The organism is Nitrospirota bacterium (genome assembly GCA_040754395.1).
Taxonomy (GTDB): Bacteria; Nitrospirota; Thermodesulfovibrionia; order Thermodesulfovibrionales; family SM23-35; genus JBFMCL01.
This window is the reverse complement of the sequence record JBFMCL010000009.1, coordinates 52,312-71,234: the sequence shown is the minus strand read 5'-3', so window position 1 is coordinate 71,234 and position 18,923 is coordinate 52,312. Positions and strand designations below refer to the sequence as shown.

At 47.2% G+C, this 18,923-nt stretch carries 23 protein-coding genes and 1 tRNA gene; 14 read left to right on the top strand and 10 right to left on the bottom strand.

Features of this window, described 5'->3' with window-relative positions; translation table 11 throughout:
- Nucleotide 1: 1 nt before the first annotated feature.
- The 4 genes from AB1552_06380 to AB1552_06365 are packed head-to-tail and all read left to right on the top strand — an operon-like array spanning nucleotide 2 to nucleotide 3,533.
- Complete coding sequence (locus tag AB1552_06380) at nucleotides 2-1,294, top strand: phenylacetate--CoA ligase (GenBank protein ID MEW6053403.1); 1,293 nt, start codon at nucleotides 2-4, stop codon at nucleotides 1,292-1,294.
- A 43-nt stretch (nucleotides 1,295-1,337) separates the two neighbouring features.
- The gene (locus tag AB1552_06375) at nucleotides 1,338-1,781 is read left to right on the top strand and encodes an ACT domain-containing protein (protein ID MEW6053402.1); all 444 of its coding nucleotides are present in this window, start codon (nucleotides 1,338-1,340) and stop codon (nucleotides 1,779-1,781) included.
- Between the two features lie 10 nt (nucleotides 1,782-1,791).
- Complete coding sequence (locus AB1552_06370; GenBank protein MEW6053401.1) at nucleotides 1,792-3,090, top strand: phenylacetate--CoA ligase; 1,299 nt, start codon at nucleotides 1,792-1,794, stop codon at nucleotides 3,088-3,090.
- A gap of 11 nt (nucleotides 3,091-3,101) precedes the next feature.
- Nucleotides 3,102-3,533, top strand: coding sequence for an ACT domain-containing protein (locus AB1552_06365; GenBank protein ID MEW6053400.1), 432 nt, complete (start codon nucleotides 3,102-3,104; stop codon nucleotides 3,531-3,533).
- On the opposite strand, the gene AB1552_06360 is transcribed toward AB1552_06365, so the two are convergent.
- Nucleotides 3,496-5,124 carry a thiamine pyrophosphate-dependent enzyme gene (locus AB1552_06360; protein MEW6053399.1) on the bottom strand — a complete coding sequence of 543 codons (1,629 nt, stop codon included), beginning with the start codon at nucleotides 5,122-5,124 and terminating at the stop codon, nucleotides 3,496-3,498. The two genes, AB1552_06365 and AB1552_06360, sit on opposite strands and share 38 nt — an antisense overlap.
- 177 nt (nucleotides 5,125-5,301) lie before the next feature.
- Between AB1552_06360 and AB1552_06355 the strand changes: the two genes are divergently transcribed.
- Nucleotides 5,302-6,099: an amidohydrolase family protein gene (locus tag AB1552_06355; protein MEW6053398.1), complete on the top strand. Its 798-nt coding sequence runs from the start codon at nucleotides 5,302-5,304 to the stop codon at nucleotides 6,097-6,099.
- Between the two features lie 182 nt (nucleotides 6,100-6,281).
- On the opposite strand, the gene coaD is transcribed toward AB1552_06355, so the two are convergent.
- The 6 genes from coaD to AB1552_06325 all read right to left on the bottom strand — a co-directional run bounded on the left by coaD (nucleotide 6,282) and on the right by AB1552_06325 (nucleotide 9,732).
- On the bottom strand, nucleotides 6,282-6,782 hold the full coding sequence (gene coaD, locus AB1552_06350; GenBank protein MEW6053397.1) for a pantetheine-phosphate adenylyltransferase: 501 nt from the start codon (nucleotides 6,780-6,782) through the stop codon (nucleotides 6,282-6,284).
- A 111-nt stretch (nucleotides 6,783-6,893) separates the two neighbouring features.
- Entirely contained in the window at nucleotides 6,894-8,165 is a 1,272-nt protein-coding gene (locus tag AB1552_06345; protein MEW6053396.1) for an endonuclease Q family protein, read from the bottom strand.
- Nucleotides 8,166-8,173: 8 nt separating this feature from the next.
- Nucleotides 8,174-8,776 (bottom strand): DedA family protein, encoded by a 603-nt coding sequence (locus AB1552_06340; protein ID MEW6053395.1) that lies wholly within the window; start codon nucleotides 8,774-8,776, stop codon nucleotides 8,174-8,176.
- Between the two features lie 196 nt (nucleotides 8,777-8,972).
- A tRNA-Pro gene (locus AB1552_06335) sits at nucleotides 8,973-9,049 on the bottom strand.
- Nucleotides 9,050-9,062: 13 nt separating this feature from the next.
- Nucleotides 9,063-9,455: a MerR family transcriptional regulator gene (locus tag AB1552_06330; protein ID MEW6053394.1), complete on the bottom strand. Its 393-nt coding sequence runs from the start codon at nucleotides 9,453-9,455 to the stop codon at nucleotides 9,063-9,065.
- A complete protein-coding gene (locus tag AB1552_06325; protein ID MEW6053393.1) occupies nucleotides 9,448-9,732 on the bottom strand; it encodes an integration host factor subunit alpha in 285 nt (94 codons plus the stop codon). Before AB1552_06325 ends, AB1552_06330 begins: the two co-directional genes overlap by 8 nt.
- Nucleotides 9,733-9,916: 184 nt before the next feature.
- Here AB1552_06325 and acpS point away from each other — a divergent pair, with 184 nt between their 5' ends.
- On the top strand, nucleotides 9,917-10,330 hold the full coding sequence (gene acpS, locus AB1552_06320; protein MEW6053392.1) for a holo-ACP synthase: 414 nt from the start codon (nucleotides 9,917-9,919) through the stop codon (nucleotides 10,328-10,330).
- A gap of 7 nt (nucleotides 10,331-10,337) precedes the next feature.
- Here the strand turns inward: acpS and mtgA are convergent, their stop codons facing one another.
- From mtgA to AB1552_06305, 3 genes are read right to left on the bottom strand one after another with little or no spacing between them, the layout of a single operon-like run.
- Nucleotides 10,338-11,171: a monofunctional biosynthetic peptidoglycan transglycosylase gene (mtgA, locus tag AB1552_06315; GenBank protein ID MEW6053391.1), complete on the bottom strand. Its 834-nt coding sequence runs from the start codon at nucleotides 11,169-11,171 to the stop codon at nucleotides 10,338-10,340.
- Nucleotides 11,149-12,027 carry an acetylglutamate kinase gene (gene argB / locus AB1552_06310; protein ID MEW6053390.1) on the bottom strand — a complete coding sequence of 293 codons (879 nt, stop codon included), beginning with the start codon at nucleotides 12,025-12,027 and terminating at the stop codon, nucleotides 11,149-11,151. Before argB ends, mtgA begins: the two co-directional genes overlap by 23 nt.
- Before the next feature lie 51 nt (nucleotides 12,028-12,078).
- Nucleotides 12,079-12,660, bottom strand: a complete 582-nt coding sequence (locus AB1552_06305; protein MEW6053389.1) for an FmdE family protein — start codon at nucleotides 12,658-12,660, stop codon at nucleotides 12,079-12,081.
- A 167-nt stretch (nucleotides 12,661-12,827) separates the two neighbouring features.
- Between AB1552_06305 and AB1552_06300 the strand changes: the two genes are divergently transcribed.
- From AB1552_06300 to AB1552_06265, 8 genes are all read left to right on the top strand, one after another.
- Complete coding sequence (locus AB1552_06300) at nucleotides 12,828-13,271, top strand: universal stress protein (GenBank protein ID MEW6053388.1); 444 nt, start codon at nucleotides 12,828-12,830, stop codon at nucleotides 13,269-13,271.
- Nucleotides 13,272-13,276: 5 nt separating this feature from the next.
- Entirely contained in the window at nucleotides 13,277-13,777 is a 501-nt protein-coding gene (locus AB1552_06295) for a hypothetical protein (protein ID MEW6053387.1), read from the top strand.
- A 36-nt stretch (nucleotides 13,778-13,813) separates the two neighbouring features.
- Nucleotides 13,814-14,233, top strand: a complete 420-nt coding sequence (locus AB1552_06290) for a universal stress protein (protein MEW6053386.1) — start codon at nucleotides 13,814-13,816, stop codon at nucleotides 14,231-14,233.
- A gap of 53 nt (nucleotides 14,234-14,286) precedes the next feature.
- Nucleotides 14,287-14,442, top strand: coding sequence for a hypothetical protein (locus AB1552_06285; protein MEW6053385.1), 156 nt, complete (start codon nucleotides 14,287-14,289; stop codon nucleotides 14,440-14,442).
- Between the two features lie 14 nt (nucleotides 14,443-14,456).
- Nucleotides 14,457-15,755 carry a putative sulfate exporter family transporter gene (locus AB1552_06280; GenBank protein MEW6053384.1) on the top strand — a complete coding sequence of 433 codons (1,299 nt, stop codon included), beginning with the start codon at nucleotides 14,457-14,459 and terminating at the stop codon, nucleotides 15,753-15,755.
- A gap of 291 nt (nucleotides 15,756-16,046) precedes the next feature.
- Nucleotides 16,047-16,610 carry a nucleoside-triphosphatase gene (locus AB1552_06275; protein ID MEW6053383.1) on the top strand — a complete coding sequence of 188 codons (564 nt, stop codon included), beginning with the start codon at nucleotides 16,047-16,049 and terminating at the stop codon, nucleotides 16,608-16,610.
- 50 nt (nucleotides 16,611-16,660) lie between these two features.
- Complete coding sequence (locus AB1552_06270; GenBank protein ID MEW6053382.1) at nucleotides 16,661-16,951, top strand: hypothetical protein; 291 nt, start codon at nucleotides 16,661-16,663, stop codon at nucleotides 16,949-16,951.
- Nucleotides 16,952-17,049: 98 nt separating this feature from the next.
- On the top strand, nucleotides 17,050-18,864 hold the full coding sequence (locus AB1552_06265) for a carbon starvation CstA family protein (protein ID MEW6053381.1): 1,815 nt from the start codon (nucleotides 17,050-17,052) through the stop codon (nucleotides 18,862-18,864).
- Nucleotides 18,865-18,923 lie beyond the last annotated feature (59 nt).

Below are 18,923 nucleotides of genomic sequence, written 5' to 3'. Positions count from 1 at the left end.
AATGTTCTGGCAAAAAGATATTGAAACGGTCAGCCGCAGGGCTCTGGAAGAACTGCAGCTTAAAAGGCTGAAGCAGACTGTACGGCAGGCCTATAAGAATATTCCGTTCTATAAAAACCATTTTTCAGAATTGCACATTCATCCAAAGGATATCGCGTCCCTGAAAGATATCCGGAAACTTCCTTTCACTACCAGGGAAGATCTCCGTGAATATTACCCTTTTGGCATGCTTGCGGTTGCAAAACAACAGGTTGTGCGCCTCCATACTTCAAGCGGAACCACAGGGAAACCGAAAGCCATCTTTTTTTCGAAGAAGGACGTGGACCGCGCAGCAGAACTCATCGCACGATGCCTCGTTATGACAGGTGTAAAAAAAGATGACGTGCTCCAGAACATGATGACCTATGGACTCTTTACCGGCGCACTCGTCATGCATTATGGCGCGGAGAAAGTGGGAGTGCTGGTCATTCCTGCAGGTCCGGGCAATACAAAAAGACAGATTGCCCTCATGCAGGATTTCAGGACCACCACACTCCATATCACTCCCAGTTATGCACTCTATCTTGCCAGTGTAATGCAGCACGAAGGACTGAATCCGAAAAAAGACTTTGCTCTCCGGAGGGCATATCTCGGTTCCGAACCTTATTCTGAAGAGACGAGGAAAAAGATTGAAAAGTTCTTTCACATTGATGTATATAATTCCTACGGTTTGTCTGAAATGAACGGTCCGGGAGTTGCGTTTGAATGCAGGGAAAAGAACGGAATGCATCTCTGGGAAGACAACTTCATCATGGAAATCATAGATCCTGAGTCTGGTAAACCGGTGCCTGAGGGGGAAAAGGGTGAACTTGTCCTTACTACCCTCTGCCGTGAAGCGATGCCTATCCTGCGTTACCGTACACGCGACATCACCATGATTCTTCCTGGCAGATGCAGTTGCGGCAGAACCCATCGCAGGATCTCACGCATCATAGGCAGGACAGACGACATGATCATTGTACGCGGGGTGAACATCTTCCCTCAGCAGATCGAGCGTGTCTTAATGGGCGTGAGGGCCGTTGCGCAGAATTACCAGATCGTCCTTGAGTCTTATGACCAGATGACCGTGAGAGTGGAAATTGTGAAGGAACTCTTCGACGGGAAAGTGGAGCATTTGGTAAATCTGCAAAACGAGATTACAGAAAAACTGCGATCAGAAATCCTTATAAGACCAAAGGTGGAACTTCTTGAACCCGGCACTCTGCCGGTAAGCGAGGGAAAATCTATAAGAGTCATCGATAAAAGAACATTGTAAGAACAGATGCAGGCACCTTAGTCATCTGTACAAGGAGATCCTTATGGAACAATTAAGGCAGCTTTCCATCTTTTCCGAGAACAAGCCCGGGAGACTCAGGAAAATCACCAAGGTTCTCTCCGAAGAAGGCGTGAATATTCTCGCAATAAACATCGCGAGTTCAAACGGGTTCGGGGTCATAAAGTTTATCGTCGATAAATTTGAACCTGCCTATCAAAAACTCAGACAAAAGGGGTTTACTGTCTCTTCCAATGAAGTACTCGCAATCGAGCTTGTGGACCGTCCCGGAGGATTGTATGAAGTCGCCACGATTTTGTCAAAAAAACGAATTAATATAGAGAACGCATATGTATTGATCCTGGAATCAAGAAAAAAAGCCTTCCTGATAGTTGATGTGAGCGACATCGAAAAAGCCAGAAAGCTTCTGAAGAATGAAAAGCTGCGTTTTTTTGCCCCGGGAAAGAAGGCAAAAAGAAAAAGCGGATAAGGAGAGAAAAATGATCTGGAATAAGGAAGCAGAATGCATGCGCATCGGGGAACGGGAAAAATTGCAGATCGAAAGATTGAGGGCAATCCTGAGGCGTGCATATAAGAATGTTCCCTATTACCAAAAACGGTTTGGCGAAAGCAAAGTGAAACCTGCTGACATCAGGAGCCTTAAAGACATAAAAAAATTGCCGTTCACCACAAAAACTGACTTGAGAGAAGGATATCCTTTCGGATTGTTCGCGGTTCCGCGCAAGGAAATAGTCGAGGTGCATACCTCTTCCGGAACAACAGGAAAGCCGACGGTATCAGGATATACAAGAAAGGACATTGAAATCTGGGGTGAAGTGGTAGCCCGGGCCCTCACGATGTGCGGAGCAACAAAAGATGATATTATCCAGAACGGATACGGGTATGGTTTGTTTACCGGGGGACTTGGCGTGCACTACGGAGCCCAGAGGATCGGTGCGACTGTAGTCCCTGTGTCTGCAGGCCAGACAAAAAGACATCTCGACATTATGCAGGACTTTGGCTCCACCATCCTCACCTGCACCCCTTCGTATGCACTGTATCTCACGGAAGCAGTTGCAGAAGCAGGCATAAACAGAAAAAAATTAAAACTCAAGGCGGGATGTTTCGGTGCGGAGATGTGGACCGACAGAATGCGTGATGAAATCGAAAAGAGGTTCCGCCTGCTCGCACTGAATATTTACGGGCTCACTGAAATAATAGGTCCGGGTGTAGCCCAGGAATGTGATCAAAAGAACGGCCTCCACATCTTTGAAGACCATTTCTATCCCGAGGTTGTCTCTCCCGAGACGCTCGAGCCTCTCCCTGACGGTGAAAAAGGAGAACTGGTTCTCACCACGTTAACCCGCGATGGAATGCCGATGATACGCTTCAGGACGAGGGATATCACCACTTTGAGGAGAGAACCCTGCAAATGTGGAAGGACTCTCGTAAGGATGGACCGGGTCACCGGACGCACGGACGATATGCTGAAAATAAGGGGCGTTCTCATCTTCCCCTCCCAGATCGAAAAAGCGCTTCTTGAGGTCAGAGAAGTGGAGCCGCACTATCAGATCATCGTAACGCGGCCACAGCATCTTGATGAGATCGAGGTCCAGGTGGAGACTTCCAAGAAGTTATTCTCGGATGAAGTCAGGCATCTTGAAGAAGCAAGGAAAAAAATCGAAAAACACATTGAAAACTCGATCGGTCTTAGGGTAAAGGTTACGCTTGTTGAACCGAAAACCCTTCCGAGAAGCGAAGGCAAAGCAAAAAGGGTAATAGACAAACGTCAATTATAAAGGAGACTGCAATGGAAGTAAAACAGATATCCCTGTTTCTGGAGAACAAGAAAGGAAGATTGTGGGAAGCGCTGAATGTCCTCGCAAAGGCACATATCAATATCCGTGCCCTCTCAATCGCTGACACCTCAGATTTTGGAATCCTGCGTCTGATTGTCCCCGATCCGGATAACGCAAAAAAGGTTCTTGCGAAGAGCAACTTCACCGTCAGGGAAAGCGACGTAATCGCTGTCGGCGTTCCCGACAGTCCCGGAGGTCTTGCGAGTGTTCTTAAAATTCTGACCGATGCCGATATAAATGTCGAATACATGTACGCCTTTGTCGAAAAAAGCGGAAAAAAGGCGATTGTGGTACTACGCACAGACAGCATCAGCAAAGGGAAAAAAGCGCTGAAAAAAGCCGGAGTTACTGTGCTTTCTTCTCAGCAGGTGTATACTTTATAGTTTTTCTCCTCATTTTCATGAGGCGCCTCGTCACAAACACACAGGCTCTGCGTGAAATAATGACGTTCACTCCGTCGGCATCCAGCTTTTCTTTCAGCAGCGCTTCTGTTTTTTCGACATTGTAAGGATCGACAACTTCGACCGATTTCACGCCGCAGGCCTTGCAGAGTTCCTCAAGAGAGATTTTTCCCCCCTCTTCTCCTTTTGCGGTAATGCCGGTTACCGGTGTAGGCTGGTTCCCGGTCATCGCAACCGCTGAATTATCCAGAATAAGCACAAGGATATCCGCCTTGTTATACACTGCATTGATCAATGCAGGGATTCCGGAATGAATAAAGGTTGAATCACCAATCACTGCCGCCACTCTCTTCACACCCTGCTTGGCAATCCCTGCCGCCTTACTGATGCCGGCCCCCATGCAGAGGCAGGTATCTACTATCTGATAGGGCGGATTTGCTCCAAGGGTATAGCAGCCTATATCGCCGGCGGTGAATGCCGGCTGCGCTGCCTTAAGCGCTTCGTAAAACCTGCTATGCGGACAACCCGGACACATTATGGGCGGTCTTGCAGGCAAGGGCGTCGAAGGCTTATGACTGCGCTGACCTGTATCCCAGTCAGGAACATATTCCGCTAATACATCAGGGCCAAGTTCCCCTGTGATGCTGATTTCCCCGGAAATCTTCCCCCTCACCTTATTGGAATATCTTCTCGCGATCTCTTCCACTAAGGGCTCGCCTTCTTCCAAAACCCAGACCTCTTCAAGCCCCTCAACAAAATCCTTAATCAATGTTTCGGCAAAAGGGTAATAAGATATCTTGAGAACCGCATATTCAGGGCCGTACTCCTTTGCATAGACATATCCGATGCCACAGGCTATAATTCCTTTTTTCTGTCCATTCTGAAAAACCCTGTTCAACCCTGCTTCTTCGCCCCAGATTCTTAATCCTTCCTGTTTTGCAATCAGATTTCTGTGACATCTCAGCACATTGCTCGGAATAGCAATCATGTTCCCGGGGTCTTTCTGCAATGAAAGAGGATTCTGTTCACGAACATCCCCCCACCTGACCGGTGAGTAGGCATGGCAAATCCTTGTCAATGTCCTCAACATCACCGGAAGCCCTGTCTTTTCGGATAATTCGAAGGCCATGATCGTCATGTCCTTGGCTTCCTGTGAATCACACGGCTCAAGGCATGGTATTTTTGCAAATTTTGCATAGAATCGGGAATCCTGTTCATTCTGCGAAGAAAATGCGCCCGGATCATCAGATACCGCGAGGACCAGCCCTCCTTTAATCCCGAGGTATGACGCTGTCATTAACGCATCTGATGCGACATTGAGTCCTACATGTTTCATGGAGCATAACGCTCTTTTTCCCGCATAGGACGCGCCGATTGCAGTTTCCAGACTTACTTTTTCATTTACTGCCCATTCCACTTCGCCCGCGAAATTACGTGCGATATATTCGAGGATTTGTGTCGCAGGAGTTCCGGGATAGCTTGTTGCCAGAGATATGCCTGCCTCTATTGCCCCCCTTCCGATTGCATCGTCACCCAACATGACAATTATATTATTCGCCTGATTCTGTTTCACCTGAAGATACTCCTTTGCCCTTTTTTATGCAGATAAATTTTCTCATTATACCACTAATATCAGACAAAATGCGTTGCTGCATGCACTGCTTCGCGATACAGTAGAAACAGTACAGGAAATGATATTCATTTTTCCCCCTACCAATTGTCAGAATGATACGTGTAGAATATCTGTACAATGAAAGGAATTATAGATTTCCATACCCATGCCTTTCCGGATAATATGTCTGAAAGGGTAATCAGGATGCTCGAAGAGGAAGGCGGTATCAAAGCCCATCTCGACGGCAAAATATCTTCACTTCTCTCTTCCATGGACGACTGCGGGATCGAAAAAAGCGTGGTATGCAATATCGCCACCAAACCCCCGCAATTTCACTCGATCCTGGAATGGTGCAAGCAGGTAAGATCAGAAAGAATTATTCCATTTCCTTCTTTTCATCCGTATGACCCGGAATATATCAGCAGAATCGATGAAATAAAAGCTGAGGGATTCAAAGGCATAAAATTCCATCCCTACTATCAGAATTTTACCATTGACGAGGAAAAGCTCTTCCCGATTTACAAAAAAATATCTGACGAGAATCTGCTTCTCGTAATGCATACCGGGTTCGATTTTGCGTTTCCGTTTACCCCGATAGCAGATCCGGAAAAGATTTTCAGGATTTTGAAAAACTTCCCTTCTCTCAAACTGGTTACTACACATCTCGGATCATGGAAACAATGGGAGGAGGTCGAGCAGTTTTTGCTCGGAAAACAGATTTATATGGAGATATCATTCTCGCTTGAGTTTCTGGACAGTGCCTCCGCAAAAAGAATTATTTCACTTCATCCCCCGGAATATGTTCTTTTTGGCACTGATTCTCCCTGGACAGAACAGCAAAAGACTTTGGCGTTATTGAGAGGATTACAGCTCGGGAAAGCTGCGGAAGAACGCATTTTGCGGGAAAACGCCATTCAGCTTCTGAACTCTGTGTAACAACCGGCCGTTTCTCACAGAAAGCCTGTGATACTTCAGAAAACTATGTCCGAATTGCGCGTTTCCTGTGCTTACCCGGATTATTCATAAAGCGTGGAATAGCAGAAGAGATACTGCATATCTTCCGTATTGAGAAAAAAAATTATGAATAATAAAGGCTTAGGGGGCTTCGACCTGACGGCTCAACCTTTCGGATACTTCATCCTGCGGTATTTCTCCCGTAACGCCTTCTCGACTGCTTTGGGGACAAGCCCTCTCACGGAACCTCCGAATGAGGAGATTTCCTTAATGATACTCGATGTCAGGTAACTGTATTCCTGACTCGGCATCATGAACACCGTCTCGATATCCTTGTTCAGCCTCCTGTTCATATGGGCAAGCTGCAGCTCATATTCAAAGTCAGACATCGCCCTCAGGCCGCGGAGAATCGCGCTTCCCCTCTGTTCTTTTGCATAATCAACGAGAAGGCTGTGAAATGTGTCCACCCTTGTCCTTCCCAGTCCGTCCACTGCCTCATGAATCAAGTGCAATCTTTCCTGAATGGTAAAAAGAGGCTGCTTTTTCAGGCTCGGGGCGATAGCAATAATAACCTCATCAAATGTCCTGAGTGCTCTTTTTATCAGATCGAGGTGTCCGTTCGTAATCGGGTCAAAAGTCCCGGGATAAATAGCTATTTTTTTCATGCTTCAACCTTTCTGCAGCCAGCGCACGTGATATCAATATGCCGGATGCATATTACTCACCATTGCGTGCATGCGCGCGTTTCCTTTGCCTTGAATCCCTGTGCCCCTGCTTCAAAACAGTCTTGCCTGTCCCTTGATCTTTTTTCTCTCGACCGACTCAAAAATCTTTATTTTTCCGTATTCCCCGTCAAAGCCCGGAACAATATGGACATCTCCGGACCGCACCCTGTGTATAGCCTCTCTCAATAGATACCCTCCTGCGCGCTCTATGTCATCAAGCGGCAACTCCATAAGGATTCCGAATTCATTGCCCAGTTCCCCGATGAGATGGAAATATTCCCTGATCACCGTCTTGCTGTTCACTCCTGCCTTCTTCGTCTCCCCGATGATCTCCTGAAGCGGGATGAGAGGATAGAAAGGAGGTGCGCCTTCAGGTCTAAGACCGTTTACCCTGTCTGCCAGTTTCTCCACCCTGTTCATCACTCCTACAGTCACTTTTTTCCCGCATACCGGACAGAGATAATTGTTTTCAATGGTTTCCTGAGGGGAGAGATTCACTCCGCATGACCTGTGCCCGTCATAATGATATTTTCCTTCCTGAGGGAAAAATTCTATTGTTCCACTAAATCCCTTTCTGTGCCTGATCGCATCCGTTAATCCCTTGAAAGACAGGTCCGTTTCAAAGATGTTTGCTTCGCGTCCGAGTTTTGCGGGCGAATGCGCATCCGAATTTGAGACCAGCGTTATCCTGTCAAGTGAGGATACCCTCCAGTTCATTGCCGGGTCTGAAGACAACCCTGTTTCTATTGCGTGGATATGCGGCGCCAGTTCATCAAAACATTCTTCCAGTGAGTCAAATCCTGAACTGGCACCAAAAACCGAGAAATGCGGCGTCCAGGCATGGGCAGGTATGAGCATGGCTTCGTCAGAGATATCCCGCACAATCTGAAGCAGTGTTTTTGCATCCAGCCCGAGTATCGGCCTTCCATCAGAGGAGAGATTCCCGATCCCGGACAGTGCGTTGTTGATTTTTGCAGTTATGGAAAAATCCGGAGCAAGTATGAGGCAATGGATTTTTCTTGTTTTTCGGTGTTTGGAATAGATGCAGCTGATTTCTGCCGTCAGCACAAACCGAACCTCTCCCTTACAGGACTGTGGAACATCAATGACACTGCTATTATCTTTTAATTTCAAAATATTATTTTCGCAATATTCAAGTTTTTCTTTCAGTTCCTGATGCCATTTCGGATGGGTAAAATCACCGGTTCCCAGAACCGTGATCCCTTTTATCTGTGCCCATTTCCAGAGCCCTTCAACTGACATGTCTCTGCTTGTCGCACGTGAATATCTGGAATGGATATGAAGGTCAGCAAAAAAACGCATGGCAGAGTCTAATGTTTCCGTTTTTTCTTATGCCAATATATATAGAACGCAATCAGGAACACACATGCGATGACGATATATACAGTCCACTGCCTGCTTGCTTCCATGATCTTTTCACTGTTGTTCCCCACAAAATACCCGATATACGCGAGAATCCATACCCAAATGCCTGCACCAAACGCGGTATAGAAGCAGAACTGCAGGATATTCATTTTGCAGAGTCCGGCAGGAAAAGAAATATAATGTCTGACACCCAGAATAAGTCTCCCGATAAATGTGCTGATATGTCCGTGTCTGAGAAAAAAACTCTCTCCTTTTTCAAAATGCGCCTTTGAAACCCCAAAGTACTTTCCGTATTTGAGTATGAAGGGCCTTCCGAGATATACCGCAATAGCATAATTGAACAGGGCGCCCAGAACACTTCCGACTGTACCCGACAGAATTACGCCTGTCCAGCTCATCTGATTCTTTGATATGAGATACCCTGCGGGCGGTATGACGAGTTCCGAAGGAAGAGGAATAAACGTGCTCTCAATGAACATCAGGAACACTATTCCCGGATATCCCAAAGTGCTGATCGTATCAACTAACCAGTTAAGAAACGCGTGCATATGTTGTTCTTCCCTCTGCCATCTTACAGCCTGTCCGGGCTATAAATACACCTGATCTGAAGAGCAGACGTATCCATGCCGTTGAGGCAACCTGAAAATGACTTCTGCAACTGTTGAAAAAGATCGACTGCATGCCTTCATGAGGATATGTGAATCCCTTCGCAATGTCTTTGGCATGCGATCTTTTTTTGTAAAATGGTCGGGGCGAGCAGATTTGAACTGCCGACCACTCACACCCCAAGCGAGTGCGCTACCAGGCTGCGCTACGCCCCGATTTGTAATGATTTTACTGAAGCTGACTCAGTATATCCCTGAGCCTTTTTTTGATATGTTCGACTACTCTGGCAGGCTGACGAACTTCCTTTTTCTGCAACTCCTGTTCAGGTTTATTTTCAGTTTCTGCAGGACCGAGTCCAAGCCTCTTCCTGACACCCTCTATCGTATACCGCTCCTGATACAGCAGATTTTTTATTGCCAGAAGAAGCTCAACATCCTTCTTTACATACACCCTCTGCCCTGATTTGTTTTTTCTGGGTTTAAGAAAAGGGAATTCTGTCTCCCAGTATCTGAGCACATATGGTTCAACCCCCAAAATTTTACTCACCTCTCCGATTTTATAGAAAAGTTTATCCGGGAAATGTATGTGAGGCTTGACTCTTTCCGGAGCAGACTTATACATTCTGTTTTACCATTTCCGATTTCAGCTGGTTGCTGGCCCTGAATGTAATCACCCTTCTCGGGGTAATCTCAAGGTCGCTCCCTGTTTTAGGATTGCGTCCTCTTCGTGCGTTTTTTTGTCTAACATTGAATGTGCCGAAGCCTGATATCTTTACTGATTCGCCCTCAATAAATGTCTGTTTCATTGTATCAAACAGTATTTCGATAATCTCCTGAGCCTCCTTTTTGGAGAGTCCGATCTTCTCAAATATTCTCTCAACTAAATCTGCCTTTGTCATAAATTACCTGCCTCGATTTTTCTTAATTATATTAAGGACATACATAGTTGTCAAGGATAATTTAGTTTAATAGTAAATATTCTGGCCTGTCAATTATATTCTATGTTGGCATATTCCTGTCAACAAAAACGTACAAGTATGCTATTTATATAAAAAAACTTGCTTTCTTGAAAAAATTCAGATTATGATTTATGAACATCCGGAGGAGCTTTCGCACAATTTTTTTATGATTTTCGGCATCGGCATTGATATCGTCAGGATTGAACGGATAAGGGAAGTCACCGAGAAATGGGGCACGAGGTTTCTTCAGAGGGTCTTCACTGAAGAAGAGATTGCCTACTGTTATCAGAAAAAATCCCCCTACCTCTCGCTTGCTGTCCGTTTTGCCGCAAAAGAGGCATTCATAAAAGCCATTTCATCAGATGTGTTCGTCTCCATGAACGAGATAGAAGTAAGGAACTCCGAAAACGGAAAACCTTTTCTGAAAATCAGCGGAAGACTTGAGGATTTTTTCAGAAAAAAACAGATAACAAAAGCCCACCTGAGCATGAGTCATGAGCATGACTACGGAATCGCATGTGTAGTATTGGAGCAGTAATATCCGGTTATCTGGCCGGAGGCATGTGAGGTTCCGCTGTTTCTACAGGAGATTCCTTGAGAGGAGGCATTATTTCCTGCGTCGGCTCCTCCTCCGCCTGTCCGGCGGTTTCCTCAACAATTTCTTGATATTCCGGCACAACAATCCCCCGTCTTACCATTATGCTGTATATCAGATTCGACCTGTTCAGGACATATCTGCTTTCTCCGAGAGGATTAAATTTTCTCGGGTTAGGCAGAACCGCAGCAAGTCGTGCCGCTTCTTCCGGATTCAGATCAGATGCCGGTTTGCCGAAGTAATGCAATGCGGCGGTTTCGATGCCAAATATGCCCCGGTCTCCCCATTCGGCCACGTTCAGATAGAGTTCGAGAATACGTTTTTTGGATAGCATCCTTTCCATTCTCCAGGTAATAATCGCCTCCCTGATTTTTCTGACAGGATTTTTTGCGGGAGAAAGATAGAGATTCTTTGCTAGTTGCTGGCTTATCGTACTCCCCCCCAACTTGAACTTCTTTGCCCTGATATCTTTTTCGAGAGCCTTCTGCATCGCAGCGTAATCAAACCCTTCATGGCTCCAGAACTTGTCGTCTTCCGCAATAAGCACTGCTTTTATGAGATACGGGGATATGCGCGATAAGGGAACCCATTTCTGCTGAATCCGGTATTTTTTCCCCTCCCGTTTCCACTCGTTCTCCCGATATTCCATAAAGGAAGTCTTTTGGGGGTTCTCTTTCTTCAAACGCGAGACATTTGGGACCAGCAACAGATAGAGGGCCAGAACACCAAGGGAGAGAGAGACAAAAAGGAAAAGCCGCTTCTTATTTCTGGATTTCCGTGCCAATGCCTTCTTTGGTGAAAATCTCGAGCAGCAGGCAATGGGGAACCCTGCCATCGATTATATGGGTCTTGCGGACACCTCCTTCGATTGCCCTCAGACAGGCCTGCACCTTCGGCAGCATCCCCCCGCTGATCGTACCGTTGTCGACAAGCTTCTTAATCTGCTGCTTCCTGAGGGTCGAAAGGATTGCCCCGTGTGCATCAATGAGTCCGGGCACATCAGTCAGAAGAATCAGTTTTTCAGCGGTCAATGCCGAGGCAACCGAAGCTGCCACATAATCGGCATTGATGTTGAGGGTCTCTCCCTTTGGTCCCACTCCGACAGGAGATATGACAGGGATGAAACCTTCCTTCTGAAGGCTGATGATGATCTGCGGATCAACATCAGTCACCTCTCCCACGAGACCGATATCAATAAGCTCATCAGTTCCAGTTCCTGATGATTTCGGTATCAGCTTCTTTTTTGCCTTAATAAGACCACCGTCCTTCCCGCTCAGCCCGACCGCCTTGCCGCCATGACTCGCGATCAGGGAAACGATCTCCTTGTTTACCAGACCACCAAGGACCATTTCCACGATATCCATGGTCTCCTTGTCTGTAACGCGCTGTCCATGGACAAAGGTAGGTGTCTTGCCCATTTTTTCCATATAGGCGGTTATCTTGGGCCCTCCGCCATGCACGACTGCTGTCCTGATACCGATAAAATTCAGCATGGCGATATCTTTGGCGAAATATTCCTTCAGGTCGTCCTTTACCTGTGCAGCTCCACCGTATTTAATAACAAATGTCTTTCCGAAAAAATTCCTGATATACGGCAGGGCCTCAATCAGAATCTCAGCTTTTGTGATGATATCTTTCATGTTCATCTCCGGATTTCAATATTACTATACCCTCCAGCTTCATACCATGATTCATTTCTTCTGGAAACACGGAATGCAGATACACTTTCCTTCCTTCACCCTTGCCCTTGGTTCCATCACCTTTTCCCCGCAGAGCGCGCAGGTAAGGCTCGGATAGATTCCCGCTTCTTCCGGGAGGGACATTTTCCCTTTCGATATCTTCAGAAGATCACTATCCCCGGCGCTCAGGACATGCCTGATCTTTTTTGCTTTCCTGTTATGCACGGTATGCAGGACTTCCTCGGAATTATCACCTTTCATATAGCGGTCCCACATTTCCTTTTCTTTGCCCGTTTCTCTCGGAGGGGTCCAGTTTACCGTAATCCTGATCCCCCTTCCCGAAGGTCTTCTGATGAAAGTATACACCTGTTTCCCGAAATCCCTGAAGATCAGATTCCCCTTGCCGAATGTGCATCCGGTAACGACCTGAACCGCATCAACCGCACATGAGCTGTTCTCGACAATCGCAACCAGTTCTTCATCTTCTGAACGATGTCCAAATTCCTTCAGCGCGGCCAGTGCAACACGGTATCCCAGCGCAAGGCCGGGGCATGCATGCCCGTGGAAGTCTACAACTTCATCAAATGTCTTCATTGGAATGATTTTACCTCAAAAAAAGACTTTTTGTCAGTCAGAACATTCCTTGTTCAGTACCCATAAGGAGAATACAGTCCACTCCCTCGAAACCTGATATAATTGTGCTGAGTACGATAAGAAATAAAATATATAAAGATCAATACAACACTCGGGGGATGGCTCCATTGAAAAACATTATTCTCTGCATAGACGGTGAACAGGCAACAGCGAACGCTATCGGGTATGCCATAGAGATAACAAGGGCATGCAATGCCTGCCTGACCGCCCTCCACGTGATTGACCCTTACCTGAAGAAATTTGCGGACGAGATCTATGCAGTGGGGAGGATTGAATACAAAGAACATATAGACAGGGAACTGCGAAAAGAGGCAGAAGAGATCATTCACAAATTCACGCAGGCGGCAGACTCCGCGGGGCTGACGTATAAAATAGTCCTTCGCTGCGGGCCTCCTGAGGAAGAAATTGCGAAGGAGGTTTCTGCACATGACTATGACCTGCTGATCCTCGGCGTAAACCCCAAAAAGACTTTTTCTGCAAAGATACGTTCCTTTCGTCTTCCGGAGAAGATATTCCGGAATCTCAGAGTACCTACGCTTTTTGTTCCATGAATGCCGTGGATATCAGGGCTCCTTTCGAAACCGCAAAGGCTTTTTTCCTGGTACCTGAAAAGGTTCTGAGGCTGCATCCCGCATGGTACATAACGGATCTCAAATGTTCTGATAAAGGCATCTACGATATTACGCTTTATGATGACCGTACAAATGATTCCCGCCAGATGAAACTGGAAGTGGTCCTCAGGGAAAAGACGATCAATTACATATTTGACTCAGATGTGATAGAATTTTCCATAAATGAACTTGAGCCGGCGATGACAAGGGTAGAAGTTTACGGCGATATCCTCCGCAATGAGGATGTGCCTTACTGGCTGAGAGGCCTGCAGAACTACATGGCCATGGAAACAGGCCGCGGAAGGTTCATGAAGTGGTTTCTCGACAGGTTCTGGCTCAGGATGACCCCGTCCCAGAGAAGGATTGCGCTCATCGTCCTCATCGCAGAAGGGATCGGGCTTGCAGCGTTTATTGCAGTGGTAATCGTCCTGCGGCTCATGAAGTAGTAAATACCAACTTCAACCATGAGAGGAGGGTGAACAGTGCAGAAGATTGTTGTGGCAGATGACGGGTCAGTTTTCGCCCAGAAGGCGATCGAAAAGGCCATTGAGTATGCAAAAAAGGAAGAAACCGAGATCATCTGTGTAAATATTATGGAAGATTTCTGTCCTATAGGTCTCACTGAAATCGACTGCAACGTGGTGAGAGAACTCCAGGTAAAAGAGTCAACCACCATTACTGCAAAGGCCATGGAGAGGTTCAAGAAAGAAGGAGTCAATGCAAGAGTCATCTCAGAGACCGGCAGTCCTGCAGAATCAATCATTGCCGTCGCAAAAAAGGAAGGCGCCGACATGATCATTGCCGCATCTCACGGCAAGCACGGGGCAAAAAAGTTCGCCCTCGGGAGCGTCACCGCACGCCTTATTGAGCATTCACCGGTACCGGTCCTGGTGATGAAGTGAACCTTTATTCTCCAGTGAGAACACTTCTCTGAAATTTTTCATGGAGGAAAGAAATGGCAGAAACCAGAGAATTTGAAGAGAAAGCAAAAAAAGTTTTTTCCGCTGAACGAAAAGAGGACATCTGGGTGCTTATCCTGGCCGCAATAACAGTCATTCTGGGGCTGACCGGGGTCATCACATCCAAAACATTTACATCGTTGTTCTTTTAAACGGGGGGCGATAAATGCAAGATACGAATGGCGGTATCATAAAGTATGTACCGGGTTTTATTCTTTGTATCATTCTGGGATGGCTGGCCCTCCAGTGGGACCAGTCAATACATAAATGGCAGAAGAATTTTCAGGAGTCGGAAAAGATCCTGAAGGCGTCTGAGAAAGAAGGCGGGGTCTTTTTGCCGTATTCTGAATATAAGGCTGCGGGCGAGGCAAAGTATCAGGATAAAGTCGCTGCATTCGAGCGTGGCGAGATAAAGGAAAAACCAAAGAAACCGTATTTCCTCAAAGAAAAGGATTACGAGGCTCTCGCGGCAACACAAAAAATTCAGTCCAGGTTCCGGTTTGGTGAAAGGATGATACAGTTCCAGCTTACCTATGTTGCAATCCTTCTGCTGGGAGGAATGCTCATACGGAATACAATCGGGCTCCCGAAGATCTTTCAGCCAGGGGCAGTCATCGCACGGCCTGTTATCAAGCCCGGAATTATCCTGCTCGGCGGCTATTATCTCTGGTCGAATCTCCTGAAAGTCGGGGTGTTCGCCCTCCTTTTAGTACTGGTGTTTATTTTTGGCACCACAGTCATGGTAGCAGTCCTTGGAAGAAAGATGAAGCAGGACAATGGATTGATGGGGGTCATGGCTGCCGGAACCGGCATCTGCGGCGTTTCCGCTGCGGTCGCGGTTGCACCGGTCGTGAATGCCAAACCGAGGGACTTTTTTTACGCAGTCGGTACAATTCTCCTTTTTGGAACGGTAGCCCTCTTTACATTTCCATATATCGGTAAGGCACTCGGCATGTCAGAGCCGGTCTTCGGCGCATGGGTAGGAACTGCCATTCTGAACACCGCCCAGCTCGTGGCTGCTGCAACATGGTATGGGCATGATTCACTGCTTACCGCAAACATCATAAATATTGTCCGGGTCGGGTTCATCCCTCTGGTCGTTATCTTCTGTATCTGGTACTACGTTATCAGGCAGGCGACCTCCGGAGAGAAGAAGGAAAAGATCAATACCTGGCAGGTAATAAAAGAAAAATTTCCTCTCTTCATTCTTGGGTTCTTCGCGATGGTTACACTGAATGAGCTCGGTGTTTTCACCGAGGAGCACAGAACCATTTTCGGCAAGCAGTTCCTCCAGATATTCTTTGCCATCGGATTTGCAGGGGTTGGTCTCAACATATCCTTTGATGACCTGAAAAAAGCCGGGGGCAAGGCTTTTCTGATCGGCTTCCTTGCTGCCACGATTAAAGCGGTGCTCTCTGCAATAGTGGTCATACTGATCGGCACAGAGGCCTTCAGGGTCAAGTGATGATCTGATAGGGTTTTTTTTCTGAAACTGGCGGTGCAGACCGGACTGTGAAATGCTCTATGATCAGGAGGCTAAGCCGTTCCTGTGGCATGCAGACAAGTGTGCACTGAGCAATGGAATAGTACCCAAATCCAGCGATAATAATCATTGCGAGTGTAACGAAGCAATCTCGTTTTTTCATGTGAGATTGCCACGTCCCGAATGCTTTCGGGACTCGCAATGCCTTGGTTATCAGATGTTTGAGTTTATTTATAACTGGATCTGGGTAGTATATATACGCAGAGTATCCTTATGCATGTATCTGCACAGCATATCCTCATTACCGGACAACCGGGCGTCGGCAAGACAACACTCATCAGAAAACTTGCCGGGCATCTGATGGTGCTCAATCCGGTCGGTTTCTACACTGCGGAAATACGTCAGGATAGAGTCAGAACGGGATTCGAACTTATCAGCCTTGCCGGACCACGAGGCATACTCTCCCACACAGATATCAAAAGCCCGCACAGAGTAGGCAAGTATGGAGTAGATGTTAAGGGTTTTGAGGACTTCCTCACTGCTATCCCGTTCCTTTCAGAACATACTGCTCTGATCATTATCGACGAAATAGGAAAAATGGAATGCTTGTCCGGGGTATTCAGGAGACTGATAAGGGATATTCTTGATTCGGACCTTATGTGCATCGCGACTATTTCCATGAAAGGCGGTGGTCTGATTGCCGAGGTAAAAAATCGGGCGGATGTCACACTCTTTGAAATTTCAATTGCTAACAGGGATACGCTGATACCGGATATCTTGCGGGTTATAGAACCCAAACGCCGGGACACATGGCAAAGAGGCTCATGCAACCAGTGACCGATGGATTCCGGGGAGCTTTTTCCTCACAAAAGAGGATACAATAGTGAATGCATTTCGTCGTGTCATGGGAGATTACTCCAACAGTTACTCAATACGAAGAAATCAATAATACATTGATCGAGGTGTTCCGCGGGTATTCCTGGCTTCGTCTCCTCCCGTCATTTTATATACTCGAGGCAGATTCCCAGAATGAATGGAATGTCATACATCAGAACTTGCTGACGATTGCCCAGAAGTATGAGGGTGAGGTAAATTTCCTCATGAGTCCCCTTTATGATGTTGACTCGGAATATTTCGTCTATCAGATGCCTGATAGAGGCTTCTACAGGAATTCATAAGATATCATATGCTGCAAAAGGTCATCTGGATTCTCATTTCCTTTGCGGTCGCATTGTCTCTCGCGGTCATAACAGAGGTTATTCACCCTTCGGAAAAGGTGAACGCCCTCTGGCTGCTTGTTGCTGCCGGATGTTTCTATGCCATATCATACAGATTTTACGCTTCCTTTCTTGCCGCAAAGGTCCTCACCCTTGATCGAAACCGTACTACCCCTGCAAAGAAACTGTTCGACGGAATTGATTATCAGCCCACAAACCGCTGGGTGCTCTTCGGTCACCACTTTGCCGCGATTGCAGGTGCAGGCCCCCTAATAGGTCCCATGCTTGCGGCCCAGTTTGGTTTCCTCCCGGGATTCCTCTGGATACTGATAGGTGCAACAGTCGGCGGAGCTGTGCATGACATGGTAATCCTGTTTGCTTCAGTAAGAAGGGGAGGGAAATCTCTTGCGCAGATCGCAAGGGATGAAATAGGTCCCGTGGGCGGGATTGCCGCAGCACTGGCGATTCTTTTCATTCTTATCGTCGCCCTTGCCGGTCTCGGCCTGGCAGTGGTAAATGCCCTTGTGAAGAGCCCTTGGGGCACATTTACCATTGCACTTACTATTCCCATAGCGTTGTTTATGGGAATCTACCTCTATCGTATCAGACCCGGGAAAGTCGGCGAGGTGAGTGTGATCGGGGTCATACTCCTGCTCTTTGCGGTCTTCTCCGGCCATTATATCCCCGGTTCATTCCTCGATCCCCTGTTCAACCTCTCAAGAAACACAATGGTATTTTCGCTTGCCGCATACGGGTTCATCGCGTCTGCGCTGCCTGTCTGGCTTCTGCTCGTCCCACGGGATTATCTTTCGACCTACATGAAGATAGGCACAATGCTCCTGCTTGCCATCGGGGTAATGCTTATTGCGCCAGATATACAGATGCCTTCTGTTACGAGGTTCGCTCAGGGAGGAGGTCCCATTATCCCCGGCACCTTATTCCCCTTTATGTTCATCACCATTGCCTGCGGCGCCATTTCAGGATTTCATTCCCTTATATCTTCAGGGACAACCCCCAAAATGCTCATGAACGAGAAAGATATTCCGTTTATCGGATATGGTGCAATGCTGGTTGAGGGCTTTGTGGCTGTAATGGCGCTTATCGCTGCAACTATCCTGATACCGGGTGATTATTTTGCCATCAATACCAACCTGTCTCTGGAGGCAATAGCGGATTTTGGCTTCCCTGCTGAAAGAATCAGCGAATATTCGTCGATGATAGGAACTGATGTGGCAGGGAGACCGGGCGGTGCGGTTTCTCTTGCAGTTGGCATGGCTTCAATCCTTTCGGGCATTCCGGGCATGAAGGGACTCATGCCTTACTGGTATAATTTCGCTCTGATGTTCGAAGCGCTGTTCATCCTCACAACGGTTGATGCTGGCACACGGGTCGCACGGTTTCTGCTGCAGGAACTCGGAGGAAAGATATACACGCCACTTGCAAAGACCGGCTGGTTACCCGGCAATCTTGGTGCGAGCTTTCTGGTTGTCTGTGCCTGGGGGTATCTCATTCATTCCGGGAATGTTTCCTCCATCTGGCCGATGTTCGGCGTTGCGAATCAACTCCTTGCCGCAATTGCCTTTGGGGTTGGGACAATGTTTCTCGTCAAATCAGGGAAGGTCCGGTATGCATGGGTGACTTTCCTTCCCATGGTCTTCATGTTTACCACCACCCTTACCGCATCGTGGGAACTGCTCTGGATATTCAGAGGTAAGGCGTTGAAGGCTGCCTCGAAGGCCGAGGCACTCACATTCCAGATAGATGCGTTCCTTGTGCTGCTGATGGCTGCGCTTGCGATAATCGTCCTGACAGATATGTCATACAGATTCTACAGATTTATTTCTGTTCGGACAGAAACGGTCAGAAAGATGTGAGGGGTAGCCGCTCCTCGTTGTGCAGGGATAATGAACCCGCCGTCTCTCTGCATAGCAAG

Bases quoted from the DNA above. Each gene is read 5' to 3' on its own strand.
- AB1552_06285 (MEW6053385.1), top strand. From the start codon at position 14,287: ATGGCAGAAACCAGAGAATTTGAAGAGAAAGCAAAAAAAGTTTTTTCC.
- AB1552_06270 (MEW6053382.1), top strand. From the start codon at position 16,661: ATGCATTTCGTCGTGTCATGGGAGATTACTCCAACAGTTACTCAATAC.
- AB1552_06280 (MEW6053384.1), top strand. From the start codon at position 14,457: ATGCAAGATACGAATGGCGGTATCATAAAGTATGTACCGGGTTTTATT.
- AB1552_06345 (MEW6053396.1), bottom strand. From the start codon at position 8,165: ATGCGTTTTTTTGCTGACCTTCATATCCATTCCAGATATTCACGTGCG.
- coaD (MEW6053397.1), bottom strand. From the start codon at position 6,782: ATGAAAAAAATAGCTATTTATCCCGGGACTTTTGACCCGATTACGAAC.
- AB1552_06370 (MEW6053401.1), top strand. From the start codon at position 1,792: ATGATCTGGAATAAGGAAGCAGAATGCATGCGCATCGGGGAACGGGAA.
- AB1552_06380 (MEW6053403.1), top strand. From the start codon at position 2: ATGTTCTGGCAAAAAGATATTGAAACGGTCAGCCGCAGGGCTCTGGAA.
- AB1552_06330 (MEW6053394.1), bottom strand. From the start codon at position 9,455: ATGTATAAGTCTGCTCCGGAAAGAGTCAAGCCTCACATACATTTCCCG.
- AB1552_06340 (MEW6053395.1), bottom strand. From the start codon at position 8,776: ATGCACGCGTTTCTTAACTGGTTAGTTGATACGATCAGCACTTTGGGA.
- acpS (MEW6053392.1), top strand. From the start codon at position 9,917: ATGATTTATGAACATCCGGAGGAGCTTTCGCACAATTTTTTTATGATT.
- AB1552_06305 (MEW6053389.1), bottom strand. From the start codon at position 12,660: ATGAAGACATTTGATGAAGTTGTAGACTTCCACGGGCATGCATGCCCC.
- AB1552_06375 (MEW6053402.1), top strand. From the start codon at position 1,338: ATGGAACAATTAAGGCAGCTTTCCATCTTTTCCGAGAACAAGCCCGGG.
- AB1552_06325 (MEW6053393.1), bottom strand. From the start codon at position 9,732: ATGACAAAGGCAGATTTAGTTGAGAGAATATTTGAGAAGATCGGACTC.
- argB (MEW6053390.1), bottom strand. From the start codon at position 12,027: ATGAAAGATATCATCACAAAAGCTGAGATTCTGATTGAGGCCCTGCCG.
- AB1552_06275 (MEW6053383.1), top strand. From the start codon at position 16,047: ATGCATGTATCTGCACAGCATATCCTCATTACCGGACAACCGGGCGTC.
- AB1552_06365 (MEW6053400.1), top strand. From the start codon at position 3,102: ATGGAAGTAAAACAGATATCCCTGTTTCTGGAGAACAAGAAAGGAAGA.
- AB1552_06355 (MEW6053398.1), top strand. From the start codon at position 5,302: ATGAAAGGAATTATAGATTTCCATACCCATGCCTTTCCGGATAATATG.